This window comes from Microbacterium sp. NPDC055442 (assembly GCF_053644215.1).
The window spans coordinates 434,985-448,980 of sequence record NZ_JBSHLF010000004.1 but is presented as its reverse complement, the minus strand read 5'-3'; the positions used below and the strand labels follow the sequence as shown (position 1 = coordinate 448,980).

General features: G+C 68.6%; 15 protein-coding genes. 5 read left to right on the top strand and 10 right to left on the bottom strand.

The window, feature by feature from the left end; genetic code table 11:
- Window positions 1-66: 66 nt before the first annotated feature.
- The 3 genes from ACWIBS_RS11750 to ACWIBS_RS11740 form a co-directional block, all read right to left on the bottom strand.
- Window positions 67-669: a histidine phosphatase family protein gene (locus tag ACWIBS_RS11750; RefSeq protein ID WP_376130527.1), complete on the bottom strand. Its 603-nt coding sequence runs from the start codon at window positions 667-669 to the stop codon at window positions 67-69.
- Window positions 670-754: 85 nt separating this feature from the next.
- Window positions 755-1,795: an aldo/keto reductase gene (locus ACWIBS_RS11745; protein ID WP_376130525.1), complete on the bottom strand. Its 1,041-nt coding sequence runs from the start codon at window positions 1,793-1,795 to the stop codon at window positions 755-757.
- Between the two features lie 234 nt (window positions 1,796-2,029).
- Window positions 2,030-4,288: a polyribonucleotide nucleotidyltransferase gene (locus ACWIBS_RS11740; protein WP_376130522.1), complete on the bottom strand. Its 2,259-nt coding sequence runs from the start codon at window positions 4,286-4,288 to the stop codon at window positions 2,030-2,032.
- Window positions 4,289-4,610: 322 nt separating this feature from the next.
- Between ACWIBS_RS11740 and ACWIBS_RS11735 the strand changes: the two genes are divergently transcribed.
- Window positions 4,611-4,787, top strand: a complete 177-nt coding sequence (locus ACWIBS_RS11735) for a DUF5302 domain-containing protein (RefSeq protein ID WP_376130519.1) — start codon at window positions 4,611-4,613, stop codon at window positions 4,785-4,787.
- A 12-nt stretch (window positions 4,788-4,799) separates the two neighbouring features.
- Window positions 4,800-4,934 carry a hypothetical protein gene (locus ACWIBS_RS11730; protein WP_376130516.1) on the top strand — a complete coding sequence of 45 codons (135 nt, stop codon included), beginning with the start codon at window positions 4,800-4,802 and terminating at the stop codon, window positions 4,932-4,934.
- A 98-nt stretch (window positions 4,935-5,032) separates the two neighbouring features.
- On the opposite strand, the gene ACWIBS_RS11725 is transcribed toward ACWIBS_RS11730, so the two are convergent.
- Together ACWIBS_RS11725 and ACWIBS_RS11720 are read right to left on the bottom strand one after the other, a co-directional pair.
- Window positions 5,033-5,692, bottom strand: coding sequence for a CE1759 family FMN reductase (locus tag ACWIBS_RS11725; protein WP_376130513.1), 660 nt, complete (start codon window positions 5,690-5,692; stop codon window positions 5,033-5,035).
- Window position 5,693: 1 nt separating this feature from the next.
- Window positions 5,694-6,926, bottom strand: a complete 1,233-nt coding sequence (locus tag ACWIBS_RS11720) for an LLM class flavin-dependent oxidoreductase (RefSeq protein ID WP_376130510.1) — start codon at window positions 6,924-6,926, stop codon at window positions 5,694-5,696.
- Between the two features lie 155 nt (window positions 6,927-7,081).
- On the opposite strand from ACWIBS_RS11720, the gene ACWIBS_RS11715 reads away from it, so the two are divergent.
- On the top strand, window positions 7,082-8,260 hold the full coding sequence (locus ACWIBS_RS11715) for an acyltransferase family protein (protein ID WP_376130507.1): 1,179 nt from the start codon (window positions 7,082-7,084) through the stop codon (window positions 8,258-8,260).
- On the opposite strand, the gene ACWIBS_RS11710 is transcribed toward ACWIBS_RS11715, so the two are convergent.
- Window positions 8,248-8,712 carry a hypothetical protein gene (locus ACWIBS_RS11710; protein WP_376130504.1) on the bottom strand — a complete coding sequence of 155 codons (465 nt, stop codon included), beginning with the start codon at window positions 8,710-8,712 and terminating at the stop codon, window positions 8,248-8,250. The two genes, ACWIBS_RS11715 and ACWIBS_RS11710, sit on opposite strands and share 13 nt — an antisense overlap.
- A 74-nt stretch (window positions 8,713-8,786) precedes the next feature.
- On the opposite strand from ACWIBS_RS11710, the gene ACWIBS_RS11705 reads away from it, so the two are divergent.
- On the top strand, window positions 8,787-9,803 hold the full coding sequence (locus tag ACWIBS_RS11705) for an isopenicillin N synthase family dioxygenase (protein WP_376130501.1): 1,017 nt from the start codon (window positions 8,787-8,789) through the stop codon (window positions 9,801-9,803).
- A gap of 185 nt (window positions 9,804-9,988) precedes the next feature.
- On the opposite strand, the gene rpsO is transcribed toward ACWIBS_RS11705, so the two are convergent.
- Complete coding sequence (gene rpsO / locus ACWIBS_RS11700; RefSeq protein ID WP_376130499.1) at window positions 9,989-10,258, bottom strand: 30S ribosomal protein S15; 270 nt, start codon at window positions 10,256-10,258, stop codon at window positions 9,989-9,991.
- 221 nt (window positions 10,259-10,479) lie between these two features.
- On the opposite strand from rpsO, the gene ACWIBS_RS11695 reads away from it, so the two are divergent.
- Window positions 10,480-11,421: a DMT family transporter gene (locus tag ACWIBS_RS11695; protein WP_376130496.1), complete on the top strand. Its 942-nt coding sequence runs from the start codon at window positions 10,480-10,482 to the stop codon at window positions 11,419-11,421.
- 63 nt (window positions 11,422-11,484) lie between these two features.
- On the opposite strand, the gene ACWIBS_RS11690 is transcribed toward ACWIBS_RS11695, so the two are convergent.
- The 3 genes from ACWIBS_RS11690 to ACWIBS_RS11680 form a co-directional block, all read right to left on the bottom strand.
- Window positions 11,485-12,045, bottom strand: coding sequence for a YceI family protein (locus tag ACWIBS_RS11690; RefSeq protein WP_376130493.1), 561 nt, complete (start codon window positions 12,043-12,045; stop codon window positions 11,485-11,487).
- A gap of 151 nt (window positions 12,046-12,196) precedes the next feature.
- Window positions 12,197-12,565: an FKBP-type peptidyl-prolyl cis-trans isomerase gene (locus ACWIBS_RS11685; protein WP_376130490.1), complete on the bottom strand. Its 369-nt coding sequence runs from the start codon at window positions 12,563-12,565 to the stop codon at window positions 12,197-12,199.
- 186 nt (window positions 12,566-12,751) lie between these two features.
- The gene (locus tag ACWIBS_RS11680; protein ID WP_376130487.1) at window positions 12,752-13,963 is read right to left on the bottom strand and encodes a PrsW family intramembrane metalloprotease; all 1,212 of its coding nucleotides are present in this window, start codon (window positions 13,961-13,963) and stop codon (window positions 12,752-12,754) included.
- Window positions 13,964-13,996 lie beyond the last annotated feature (33 nt).

Genomic DNA, 13,996 nt, shown 5'->3' with positions numbered 1-13,996 from the left:
GCCGCGGATTCCTCCACGACGCCCCGACGCCACCCGCGGGCACGGCGGCGTGCTCGATGCTGCAGGCTAGATCGGCGGCGGCTCGGGCAGACCGGTGCGCAGTTCGAAGGGCAGGTGCTCGAGGTCGTTGTGCGAGAGCAGCGTCCAGGGTCGGCCCTGCTTCTGCGAGAGCACCGTGAGCCCGCAGTTCGCCTGGTTGAGTGTCATCCAGCGCCACTCCGGCGCTTGCAGCACTTCGCGGACGAACCAGGCGATGACGAAGTTGTGCGTGATGAGCAGTTCGTGCACCTCGCCGCTCTTGCGCACGAGGTACTCGGCGACCGCGTCGCCCATCTGCGCACGGCCCGCCTCGACCTCGGCCTCGGTGACGGCCCCGAAGAAGGGTTCGTAACCGGCAGGGGTGTCCTCGGTCATGCCGGTCGGGAAACAGTCGAACAGCAGTGCCGACGGCTGCGGCGAGAGCGCGGGCATCCGCTCTGCCACGACGCTCGCCGTCTCGGCCGCGCGCATCAGCGGCGAATGCCAGACGGCGTCGAAGGGGACGCCCGATAGCCGGTCGGCGAGCAGAGCCGCCTGACGGCGACCGCGCGGCGACAGCGGGCCATCGGTGAGGCCGTGTTCCGCATCCTGATGCTCGCCATGCCGCACAAGATAGATGTAGTGCGTCACGCTCATCACTCCGTTGAGGGTTTGGGGCCCTGCAGGGCGCCCTTCCACCCTATGTCACGGTTCGCGGGGCACGGCCGCTCATGACTTACTCCGACGCGCGGGCGATGTCGGCCAGCTGCGCACGATTGAGGTTGACGCCGACGCCCTGCACGAGTTCTTCGACGTGGCTCGGGGCGTAGGCGTTGATGATCGGCGCCGTGACGAGCTTCTGCGCGAGCAGCCACGCCACCGCGACGGCGGCATCGGGCACGCCGAGCTCGGCGCCGACGAAATCGAGTGCCCGCAGAGTGCGGTTGCCCCGGCGGTTGAGGTTCGCGGCGATCTGCGCGCCACGCACCGACTGACTCCCGCGCGTGCGCGTGCGATGGCGCCCCGCGAGGAAACCGTGCTCGAGCGCGTGCGACGGCGTCACGGCGATGTTCTGCGCTCCCGCGACGAGGCGCAGGTCGTGGTCGAACTCGTGGCGACGCACGATGTTGAACGGAACGTCAAGCACCGTGACGCGCGGGAACCCGGCCGAGGCGAAGATGCGGGCCTCGACGAGTTGTGCGGCCGTGTATCCGACGGCGCCGATGGCGCGGACCTTGCCCGCCCCGATCAGCCACTCCGCCGTCGCGAGGGTGTCGTCGAGCGGCGCCGTCGCATCCGTCGTCGCGTCGAGGTAGAGCACGTCGATGCGATCCGTGCGCAGTCTCGCGAGCGAGGCTTCGACGGAGCGGACGAGGCTCACCGCGCCGAGGCCGGGATTGTCGGGGTGACCGCCGACCCGCACGGCCAGCACGACGTCGTCTCGCAGTCCGCGGGAGTGCGTCCACTGGCCGATGATGTGCTCGCTGCGCCCGCCCGAGAACCGATCGGAGGTGTGCACGATGTTGCCGCCGCGCTCGACGTAGGCATCGAGGATCTCGTGGCTCGACTCGAGATCGACGTTCCAGCCGAACTCGGCCCCGCCGAGGATCAGCGGGAAGACATCGAGTCCCGACTCGCCCAGCGGCACCCGCACGCCGTGCCCGATGGGCGGGCCCTGCACGGGAATCGGAGCGGAGGGATGCAGGAACGGTGAACCCGGGACCGTGGTCCGGGCCCTCGGCGCGGAGACCTCAGGGCCGCCGCCGAACGCATTCATCTTCCACCCCCGTACACCGGCGTACCGTCGAGGAACCTGCGTGACGTTCGCCCGCTGCACCCCCCGGCGCGTACTTAGAGGGTAAGGCAGAGCACGGACACGACCGCGAGGACGGGCATCCGGTCGGTAAACATTTCATAACGTTCTCGTTGCCGGTGTCGGCGCACACCCCGAAGACGACGGATGCCCGCCCCCGATGTGGGGAGCGGGCATCCGGTCGGACAGCGGAAGGACTCAGTCCTCGGCGGGCGCCTCGGCGGCGGCCTCGGCGGCCTCCTCTTCGACGACGGGCTCGAGCGAGAGCTTGCCGCGGTCATCGATCTTGGTGATGCGGACAAGCAGCTTCTGACCCACCGACAGCACGTCGTCGACGTTCTCGACCCGCTTGCCGCCGGCGAGCTTGCGAACCTCGCTGACGTGCAGCAGGCCGTCCTTGCCGGGCAGGAGCGAGATGAACGCGCCGAACGTCGCGATCTTGACGACGGTTCCGAGGAACTGCTCGCCGATCTCGGGGTTCGTCGGGTTCGCGATCGCGTTGACCTGTGCACGCGCGGCCTCGGCCGCGGGTCCGTCGGTCGCACCGATGTAGACGGTGCCGTCCTCTTCGATCGAGATCTGCGCGCCGGTCTCGTCCTGGATCGCGTTGATCGTCTTGCCCTTGGGCCCGATGAGCTCACCGATCTTGTCGACCGGGATCTGCACGCTGATGACGCGCGGAGCGGTCGGCGCCATCTCGTCGGGGCCGTCGATGGCCGCGTTGAGCACACCGAGGATCGTCAGACGCGCTTCCTTGGCCTGCGTGAGCGCCGCCGAGAGCACCGACGACGGGATGCCGTCGAGCTTCGTGTCGAGCTGGATCGCCGTGACGAACTCGCTCGTGCCGGCGACCTTGAAGTCCATGTCACCGAGGGCGTCTTCGGCGCCGAGGATGTCGGTCAGCGCGGCGTAGCGCGTCTGCCCGTCGACCTCGTCCGAGACGAGTCCCATCGCGATGCCCGCGACGGCCGCGCGCAGCGGGACGCCCGCGTTGAGCAACGACAGGGTCGAGGCGCAGACGGCACCCATCGAGGTCGAGCCGTTCGAGCTCAAAGCCTCGGACACCTGACGGATCGCGTACGGGAACTCCTCGCGCGTGGGCAGCACGGGCATGAGCGCGCGCTCGGCCAGGAAGCCGTGCCCGATCTCGCGCCGCTTCGGGCTGCCGACCCGGCCGGTCTCACCGGTCGAGTAGGGCGGGAAGTTGTAGTGGTGCATGTAGCGCTTGCTCGTCGTGGGCGACAGCGAGTCGATCTGCTGCTCCATCTTGAGCATGTTGAGCGTCGTGACGCCGAGGATCTGCGTCTCGCCGCGCTGGAAGATCGCCGAGCCGTGCACGCGCGGGATGACCTGGACCTCGGCATCGAGCGCGCGGATGTCCGCGAGACCACGACCGTCGATGCGGGCGCCTTCGGTGAGGATGCGGCCGCGCACGATCTTCTTCGTGACGGACTTGTACGCCGCCGAGAACTCCAGCGGAGCCGCGGCGGGAAGCTCGTTCGCTTCGGTCGCCGCGATCAGCTCAGCCTTGACGCGGTCCTTGAGGGCGTCGTCAGCGGAGTTGCGCTCGGTCTTGTCGGCGATCTGGTAGATGCCCGCCAGCTCGTCGTGCGCGCGGGTCGCGACGAAGTCGTAGACCTCGGAGCTGTACGGCGGGAAGACGGGGTAGGGCTGGATCTCCTTCGCCGCCGAGTTCGCGAGCACGTTCTGCGCCGCGACCAGCTCGGTGATGAACGGCTTGGCCGCTTCCAGACCCTCGGCCACGACCTCTTCGCTCGGCTTGGTGGCGCCGGCCTTGATGAGGTTCCAGCTGTTCTCGGTCGCCTCGGCCTCGACCATCATGATCGCGACCTCGCCGTCGGGGCGAACACGGCCCGCGACCATGAGGTCGAAGACGGCCTGCTCGACCTGCTCGGCGTTGGGGAACGCGACCCACTGGTCGGCGTGCTCGCCCTGGCCCGGGATGAGCGCGAGACGCACGCCGGCGATCGGGCCGGAGAACGGCAGGCCCGAGATCTGAGTGGACATCGACGCGGCGTTGATCGCGAGGGCGTCGTAGTACTCGCCCGGTGCGATCGAGAGCACCGTGATGACGATCTGGACTTCGTTGCGCAGCCCCTCGACGAACGACGGGCGCAGCGGCCGGTCGATCAGGCGGCAGACCAGGATCGCCTCGGTCGAGGGACGACCCTCGCGCCGGAAGAACGAGCCGGGGATCTTCCCGGCGGCGTACGAGCGCTCCTCGACGTCGACCGTCAGCGGGAAGAAGTCGAAGCCTTCGCGCGGGTGCTTTCCGGCACTCGTGGCCGAGAGGAGCATCGTCTCCTCGTCGAGATAGGCGGCGACTGCGCCCTGTGCCTGCTGTGCGAGGCGTCCGGCCTCGAACCGGATCGTGCGGGTGCCGAAGCGTCCATTGTCGAGGACGGCTTCGGAAGCGGTGATTTCAGGACCTTCCAAGAGGTCTCTCCTTCTTTGTTTAGGCTCGCGGGTCCGTGTGACGCGCGAGCTTCGCGAAGGAGCAGGAACAGGCAGATTATCGGCGCACGCGAAGATTCCGCGAGACCGCCTGCGCTGGCCACCAGGAGAAAGTCACCCGGCGCACGATGCGACGAGGAACCCACTACAGGGGACCAGCTTGCTGCCGGCCTGCTCCATGAGCTCATGTTGAATTGAGCGGATGCCGCATGGGCAACCTCATCGAGCCTACCAGTGCGGCGGGGCGGTATCCTCTGCGCGTCCCGTGTGGCGTCGTGCTGTCGGCCGTGGGAAGGTGGGGAGCATGAGCACCGACGACGCAACCACCCCCTCCGAGGAGATGAAGCGCAAGTTCAAGGAGGCGCTCGAGAAGAAGAACGCGCATCATCGCGAAGGCGAGGCGCACCTGGACGGTGATTCGGCCGTCCACGGCACGCACTCCGCGAAGACCAAGCGCGAGTTCCGGCGCAAGAGCGGCTGAGGAGGCACGACCGTGGTTTTCGATCCCACCTTCAACGAGATCTCGAAAGAGGCAGACGAGCTGCCCGACCTGAACGGTTCGGACGGCGAGCCGCCGTTCGAGGGCGAACAGCCCGCCGACGATCTTCCGCCCTTCGGCAAGGAGTGACGGCGCCTCTGTCGCCGACCGCCCGTGAGTCCAGCCTCCCACGGCTCGAGAGCGCGTGGGAGAGCTGAACAGCGGGTGGCGGTGAACCTCGCCGCGGACTACTCCCCCGCGAGACCACCCAGCAGGTGTCCGAAGGAGCGGCCTTCTCCGAGGTAGTTCGCGGGGTCGAACGGATCGCTCGATGTCGCCGGCGCCTTGCGTGCGATGGCCTCGGCCAGCTCGCGCGCACCGCGCTCGATGCGTGCGGCCAGCGGCGCGACGTCGTCTGCCGCCGCGCCCCAGTCGCTCGACGCGGCGAAGACCCCCGTCGACACGGGCTCGGTGTGCAGGTAGGCGAACAGCGGCCGGATCGCATAGTCGATCGCGAGCGAATGACGGGCCGTTCCGCCGTTGGCCCCGATGAGCACGGGCTTTCCGGCCAGGGCGTCGGGATCGAGCACGTCGATGAACGACTTGAACAGGCCCGAATAGCTCGTCGAGAAGATGGGCGTCACGGCGATGACCGCGTCGGCTGAGACGACGGTGTTGATCATCGACTCGAGCGGAGCCGGCGCGAAGCCGGTGAGCAGGTTGTTCGTGACGTCGTGCGCGTAGTCGCGCAGCTCGAACGTGTCGAACGTCGCCTCGATCTGCTGCCCATCGCGCAGCGCCGTCGCGGTCGCGGCGACGAGCCGGTCGGCGAGCATGCGCGTCGACGAGGGATTCGACAGTCCTGCCGAGACGACGGCGATCCGTCGAGGTGCGGTGCTGCTGGTCATGTCAGGCCTCCTGCCGTGTCGCGGCCGCGCCGAATGCCGAACCGACCGGCGCCGGGGCGTCCTGGTACGGCGAACCGCCCGTGAGGTTGTCGCCGCGGTTGGCTGCGGGTCGCGCTTCGCGCGCCGGCCCGTCGCCGTAGATCGCCGTGACGCGCGCCGCGTGGGTCGGTGCATCCGGAACGTCGGCGGGGCGGTTCTGCTGGAGTTCCCGGCGCAGCACGGGCACGACCTCGCCGCCGAGCAGGTCGAGCTGCTCGAGCACCGTCTTGAGCGGGAGCCCCGCGTGGTCCATGAGGAACAGCTGACGCTGGAAGTCGCCGTACAGGTCGCGCATGCCGGCGTACCGGTCGATGACATGCTGCGGCGACCCGACCGTGAGCGGGGTCATCTCGCTGAAGTCCTCGAGGCTCGGTCCGTGGCCGTAGACGGGGGCGTTGTCGAAGTAGGGGCGGAACGCGCGCACGGCGTCCTGCGAGTTCTTCGCCATGAACGCCTGCCCCCCGATGCCCACGATCGCCTGTTCGGGCGTGCCATGGCCGTAGTGCGCGTAGCGCTGTCGATACAGCGCGATGAGGCGCTGGTAGTGCTCGGCCGGCCAGAAGATGTTGTTCGCGAAGAAGCCGTCGCCGTAATAGGCCGCCTGCTCGGCGATCTCAGGCGTGCGGATCGAGCCGTGCCAGACGAACGGCGCGACGCCGTCGAGCGGGCGCGGCGTCGACGTGAAGCCCTGCAGGGGCGTGCGGAACTTGCCTTCCCAGTCCACGACGTCCTCGTGCCACAGGCGGTGCAGCAGGTTGTAGCTCTCGATCGCGAGCGGCAGGCCCTGCCGGATGTCCTTGCCGAACCACGGATAGACGGGGCCGGTGTTGCCGCGCCCGAGCATGAGGTCCATGCGGCCGCCCGAGAGGTGCTGCAGCATCGCATAGTCCTCGGCGATCTTCACGGGGTCGTTCGTCGTGATGAGCGTCGTCGCCGTCGACAGCACGAGCCGCTCGGTCTGCGCCGCGATGTAGGCCAGCGTCGTCGTGGGGCTCGACGACCAGAACGGCGGGTTGTGGTGCTCGCCCAGCGCATAGACGTCGAGTCCGACGGCTTCGGCGTGGCGGGCGATCGTGACGGCGTCGCGGATCTTCTCCGCTTCGCTCGGGGTCTGTCCCGTCGTCGGGTCCTGCGTGATGTCGCTGACCGAGAAGATGCCGAACTGGATGCCCGACCCGGTGGTGTTGTCGCTCACGATCCCTCTTCCGTCTCCGAGTGTCTTCGACACCCATTATGTATGCACGTGAATGTAATCGGTCCAACGCGGTGGCGCACGGGATATTCCCGACGGATGCCGCGACCCCCGGCATCCGCGAGATGTCGGGCCCCAGGATAAGCTGACGACGCGTCATGACGGATCCCTCGAATGCGGCCGCCGCCGCCCAATCGCGCTCCCCCGCGACGGGGACGATCGATTCCCCGCGCCCGAAGCCGCGCACCCCGTTCTGGGACAACGCCCGCTTCGCGTGCATCGTGCTCGTCGTGCTCGGCCACGCGATCCAGCGGCTGACGTACGACTCCGACATCGCGCTCGGCCTGTATCTCGTCGTGTATGCGTTCCACATGCCGGCGTTCGCCATCATCTCGGGCTACTTCTCGAAGTCGGATTCGCCGGGCGCCCGGCAGATGGCGCGCGTCATCACCGACATCCTGGTGCCGTACGTCATCTTCGAGACGCTGTGGACCCTGACGAAGTGGCTCGTCGAGGGGCAGGCCAATCCCAACCCGACGCAGCCCTCGTGGACGCTGTGGTTCCTGCTCGCGCTCGGGATCTTCCGGCTCGTTCTGCCGTACCTCGCGCTGCTGCGCTGGCCGCTGGCGTGGACCGTCGCGATCTCGATCGGCGCGGGGTATCTGCCCAACGTCGATTCGACCTTCTCACTGTCGCGCACGCTCGGACTGCTGCCGTTCTTCGCGCTGGGCTGGTGGCTGCGCGAACGCGGCATCGTCGAACGGCTCGGACTGCTGCGGCGGCGCCCGTGGTGGACGATCGCCGCTTCGATCGCCGTGTTCGTCGTCGCGGGGCTGACCGCGTGGCTGCTGATCGACACGTGGCGCGACATGAACCTGCGCGAGTGGCTGTTCTACAACGACAACTACGCCACGCTCGGCGGCACCGAGTGGTGGGCCGGCGGCGTGCGCCTCGCCCTGATCGCCGTCGCCCTCGTGCTGTGCACGGCGTTCTTCGCGCTGCTCCCCCGCGAGGCGCGCTTCTGGACGCACTTCGGCCAGTACACGATGTACGTGTACCTGCTGCACTCCTTCGTGCTCTACCCCTTCCGCGAGTCGGGCGTGCTGCGCAACCTCGAGCCGACATGGCTGTGGTTGCCGATCGTCGTCGTCGCATCGGTGCTCATCGCGCTGGGCTTGGCGACCAAGCCTGTGCGATTCGTGTTCCGGCCGCTCATCGAGCCGCGGCCCGCGTGGCTGTTCGCCGACAGGTCGCTCGCCCGCCGCGAGAAGCGTGGGACCGACCCGACCGGATCTCGCCGCTCACGCAAGCGGCGGCATCCGCTTCACGAGCGCTGAATCGCCTCGGGCGCGAGTCGGATGCCGCGGGCCACACGCACGATCCACACGACGAGCAGCAGCACGATCGCGACATCGGCGGCGATGTAGCCGTAATGAAGCCACGACGGCCCCGGGTCGCCGCCCGCCATCACGATGTCGCTGCGCGCGTTGAGGGCCGGCCGGATGAGCAGTGTCTGCACCGCGAGCACGACCCACAGGGCGCCCAGCTGCGCCCAGCCGGCGCGGTCGATGCGCGGCACGGGGATCGCCACGAGCGTGAGGGCGACCAGCAGTACCCAGCCCGCGATGGCGAGCGCCGTGAAGACGAGGCGTCCGACCCCGAGCCCCAGCGGAAGAGTGATCCCGGGCGCGAGGAACTTCAGCGGCGTCTCGATGAACGACAGCCCCACGATGAGGCCGAGCCACAGCGTGGGGACGATGAGACGCAGAACGAGCAGCAGACGGGGCATGACTTCCACGGTACTGCGCCATCCGGAGGTGAAACATTGGCCCGCGGGGTGGCGAATCCATTTACGCTCGACACATGAGCGACCTGAACCTGCCCGTACTCGACCTCTCCGAGCTCGACAAGGGGCCCGAAGCGGCGGCGTGCTTCCGCGACGACCTGCGGGCCGCGACGCACGAGGTCGGCTTCTTCTATCTGGTCGGCACCGGGATCCCGGCCGATCTCGAGGCACGCCTGCATCAGGCGGCGATCGACTTCTTCGCCCTTCCCGAAGAGGACAAGCTCGCGATCGAGAACCTCAAGAGCCCGCACTTCCGCGGCTACACCCGCATCGGCGGCGAGCTGACGCAGGGGCGCATCGACTGGCGCGAGCAGATCGACATCGGGCCCGAGCGCGAGGCCGTGACCGACCCCGACGCGCCCGACTTCGCCCGCCTCATCGGACCGAACCTGTGGCCCGCGGCTCAGCCGGAACTGCGCACGGTCGTCGAGGAGTGGCAGGAGCACCTCAGCCGCGTCGCCCGCAAGCTGCTGCGCGCGTGGTCGCTCGCGCTCGGCGCCGACGAGACCCACTTCGATCAGCATTTCGGTGAGCCGGCGACGCTCATGAAGATCGTCCGCTACCCCGGCAAGGACGACCCGACGCCGCAGCAGGGAGTCGGCGCGCACAAGGATGCCGGCGTGCTGACGCTCCTGTGGGTCGAGCCCGGCAAGGGCGGCCTGCAGGTCGAGCGCGACGACGAATGGGTCGACGCGCCGCCCGTGCCCGGCGCCTTCGTCGTCAACATCGGCGAGATGCTCGAGTACGCCACGCAGGGATACCTGACCGCGACCAACCATCGCGTCGTGTCGCCGCAGGCGCCCGACCACCGCATCTCGGTGCCGTTCTTCTTCAACCCCGCCCTCGACGCGCAGCTGCCCGTCATCCAGCTGCCGCCCGAGCTCGCCGCCGAGGCCCGCGGCGTGGCCCAGGACCCGGACAATCCGATCCACGACCTGTACGGCGAGAACGCGATCAAGTGGCGCCTGCGCGCTCACCCCGATGTCGCGGCCATCCACCACGCCGACCTCGTCGCCGCCCGCTCCTCCTCCTGACGCCGCCCCGCGGCATCCCGCACCTGACCGCGGGTGGAACGAACGAAGGCCTCCCCACACCGTGGGGAGGCCTTCCAAGAATGTTCTGCGCGATTGAACGCTGGTCGAATGCCTTATCGACGCAGACCGTGTCTCGATACGCGCCTCAGAGAGGCACGACTCGACGAACAGTCTCGGTCTTCGCCTTAGCGGCGCAGACCGAGACGCTCGATGAGCGAGCGGTAACGGTTGATGTCGATGTCCTGGAGGTAACCCAGGAGACGGCGGCGCTGACCGACGAGCAGGAACAGCCCACGACGCGAGTGGTGGTCGTGCTTGTGCTGCTTCAGGTGCTCGGTGAGGTCCTTGATGCGCTGCGTCAGCATCGCGACCTGCACCTCGGGGGATCCGGTGTCACCGGGGTGCGTCGCGTACTCTTCGATGATCGCCTTCTTGACGTCTGCTTCCAGTGCCATAGATTCGATCCCCTCTCTGCTTGTTGCGCGGTGCCCGTCACCTGATGTGCGAGCTCTCTTCATCCGCGGCCGATCCAACGGCAACCTCCAGAGTCTACCAGCGTTGGCGGACGAGCGGATGCCGCGCCCCGGCCGCAGCCGGACGGACACGCGACAGCGGATTTCGGACGACGCATCCGGGGCCGGACCGGTACCGCCCCGGCGGGCCCTAGAGTCGCTCCGTGACCACGACGCTGTCCTCCCCTCCTGATGCGCCGACGACGAGCTCGAACGCCTCGATCGCGGTGCAGTTCGTGCTGTGCGGCCTGGTGTGGGGATCGAGCTTCCTGTTCATGAAGGTCGCCCTGGAGGGGATCTCGCCCGCGCAGGTCGTGTGGTCCCGGCTCATCCTGGGCGGCCTCACGCTCGGACTGTTCGTGCTCCTGCGTCGCGACCGGCTCCCCCGCCGGATCGGCGTGTGGCTGCACATGACGGTACTCGCCGTGTCGTTCTGCGTCGTGCCGTTCATGCTCTTCTCGTGGGCGCAGCAGCACGTGACGAGCGGTCTCGCGAGCATCTACAACGCCACGACGCCGCTCATGACGGCGGTCATGGCCTGGCTCGTCTTCCGTGTCGAGAAGCTGCGCCCGGGCCAGATCGCGGGCATCGTGCTCGGCATCCTGGGCGTCATGCTGATCATCGCGCCGTGGCAGGGGCTCGACTTCTCGCAGAGCGTGATCGCCCAGCTCGCGATCCTCGGCGCGACGGCCTGCTACGGCTTCAGCCTCGCCTACATGCGACGGTTCGTCTCGAACACGGGCATGAGCCCGCTCGTGTTCTCGTTCCTCAACATCGGGATCGCGGCCGCGATCATGGCACTGCTCACACCCGCTCTCGTACTGACCCCCGTCGCCCTCGATCCATGGGTCGTCGCGAGCGTCCTGCTCCTCGGCTGCGTCGGCACGGGCGTCGCATACGTGTGGAATCAGAACACGCTGCGCGCGTGGGGGCCGACGCGCGCGTCGACCGTCACCTACATGTCACCCGTCGTCGGGGTCGTGCTGGGCATCATCGTGCTCGGCGAATCGCTCGGCTGGAACGAGCCGATCGGAGCGCTCGTCGTGTTCGCCGGCATCCTGCTGGTGCAGGACCGCCTGAAGCCCATCCGACGCGCCCGGACATGACGAACGGGCGGATGCCGCTCCTCGGCGCCGTCGGCGCGCTGCGGCATCCACCCGTTCGAAGGCTCACTCGCCCTGGAGTGCACCCTGCAGGTCGAGCGTGATCGTGACGTCCTTGCCGACGAGCACGCCACCGGTCTCGAGCGCGGCGTTCCAGGTGAGGCCGAAGTCCTCGCGGTTGATGACGGTCTTCGCCGTCGCACCAGCTTTGTAGTTCCCCCACGGGTCCGACCCGAAGCCGCCGAAATCGAACTCGAACGTGACGGGCTTGGTCGTGCCGCGGATCGTGAGGTCGCCGTCGACCAGGAAGTCATCGCCCTCGAGGCGGACACCCGTCGAGACGAAGTCGATCGTGGGGTAGGTCTCGACGTCGAAGAAGTCGGCGGAGCGCAGGTGCTGATCGCGGCCGTCGTCCTTCGTCGACAGCGACGCGGCATCGACCTGGGCCGTGACGGTCGTCTCGAGAGGGTTCTCAGGGGCGACGATCGTGGCGCTCTTGACGCCGAAGGCGCCCCGGACCTTGGAGATCATCATGTGGCGGACGCTGAATGCGACCTCGCTGTGGGACGGGTCGAGGACCCAGGTCCCGACCTTGTAGCCGGGGATCTCGGTGGTGGTGACGGACATTCTTCTCCTCCATGTGCTCGGCCGACGATTGCGGCATGTGAAGGTCAACGCCCCGGCGCGGCAGATCTATTCCCCTGCATGGAAATTTCTTTCCCGCGGAACGACGAAGGCGGATGCCGCGTGGGCACCCGCCTTCGTCGAGGTCAGGTCGTCAGGCGACGTCGATGAGGTCGATGACGAAGATGAGCGTCTTGCCGCCCAGGAAGTGGCCTCCCGCGGGACCGTACGCCAGGTGCGGCGGGACGACGAGCTCGCGACGACCGCCGACCTTCATGCCCGGGATGCCGTCCTGCCATCCCTGGATCAGCCCGCGCAGCGGGAACTGGATGCTCTCGCCGCGGCCCCATGACGAGTCGAACTCCTCGCCGGACTCGTACTCGACCCCCGCGTAGTGGACGGTCACGGTGTCGCCGGGCTGGGCCTCGGCGCCGTCGCCGGTGATGATGTCACGGATGACGAGGTCGGTCGGAGCCGGACCCTCGGGTGCGTCGATCTCGGGCTTGGTGCGGTCGTCAGTCATGCATCCATCCAACCGTGCGAGCACGCGGTGGTCAATGTGAGCAGCGGGACGAACTCAGCGCCCGGTGCCGCGGCGATGCCTGCGTGTCCAACCGGGCGCTGAGTTGATCTGCCCTCAGCTTGCCCAGCGCTCCAAACTCTGTCAATACCCCCTCGGCGGCCGTCGCCTGCCGTCGCGTGATGCGGATCAGGGTGCGAACAGCGCGGCGCGCGCGGCGGCCGTGCGGGCGAGCAGGACGTGCTCGTCTTCGCGGGCGTGCGGATCCCGGCCCGTGATCGCCCGCTGCCGCGCAGCCGCAAGGGCCGTGGCATCCGAGATGAAGTCGCGCATGAGGGGTCGCCGATCGCCGCGCAGCGTCGCCGCCCATGCGAGAGCGGCTCTGCGCCCGGCCGATGTCGCCAGCATGTCGGCCTCTTGCGGCGTGAACCACCCGGCCGTGGCGTAGTCGCCGAGGCGCGCACGCGTCAGCCGCGCTTCTTCTCGTCGCAGGGCGACCACCCCGAGGATGAACACGACGAAGAGGGGCACCTGCAGCGTCCAGTACAGCGCGAAGAAGTCGCCGAGCAGCGCCGAGCCGTTCCACAGGGCGTGCAACACGATCGCGCCCGCGAGACCGAGCAGCAGCGGGCCGAGGGCGGCACGCGCCGGCACTCCGCGGCGGGCGGCGAGGCCCAGCGCGAAGCCCGTCACCGCGGTGAACATGACGTGGGCGAACGGCGAGAGGATGCCGCGCACGAAGAACGTGACCGACGTGTCGGCTGCGCCTCCCTCGATCAGACTGACCGCGAAGTACTGGATGTTCTCGGTGAAGGCGAAGCCGGCGCCGACCAGCGCGCCGTAGACGACACCGTCGACCGGTCCGTCGAACGCCCGGCGCGCCGAGGCGAAGATGAGGAACAGGCCGAGGCCCTTCGCGACCTCCTCGACGATCGGCGCCTGGATGACCGCCGACGCGACATCGGAGTCGAACACGCTTCCCGCCCCGAAACCGACCACGAGCAGCAGGTCGACCCCGAGCGCGATGCCGACCGCGGCGATCGCACCCCACGCGACGGCGAAGACCACCAAGCTCATCGGCTCGGGCTCCCAGCGGTCGACGATGCGGATCGCCACGAGCACCCCGGCGAGCGGGATGAGCGCGAGCACCATGCCGACGATCGACGCACCCGGGCCGAGGGCATTCAGAAAGTACGCGACGAGGGCGACGAACACGACGATCAGCAGCCCGATCGCCCAGACGGGCGCCGAACGGCCCTTGCGAGGCCGCACCGGAAGAACGGCCGGGATCGCCTCGACGGGAGGGATCGCCGCCGGTGCCGCGTGGGGCGGTTGAGCCAGTGACGACGCGAACTCGGGCGGCGTCAGCGAAGGGCGCGGACGGGTGGGGTCCATCGTCATGCGCACCAGCCTATGTGCCCGCCACACGCGGCC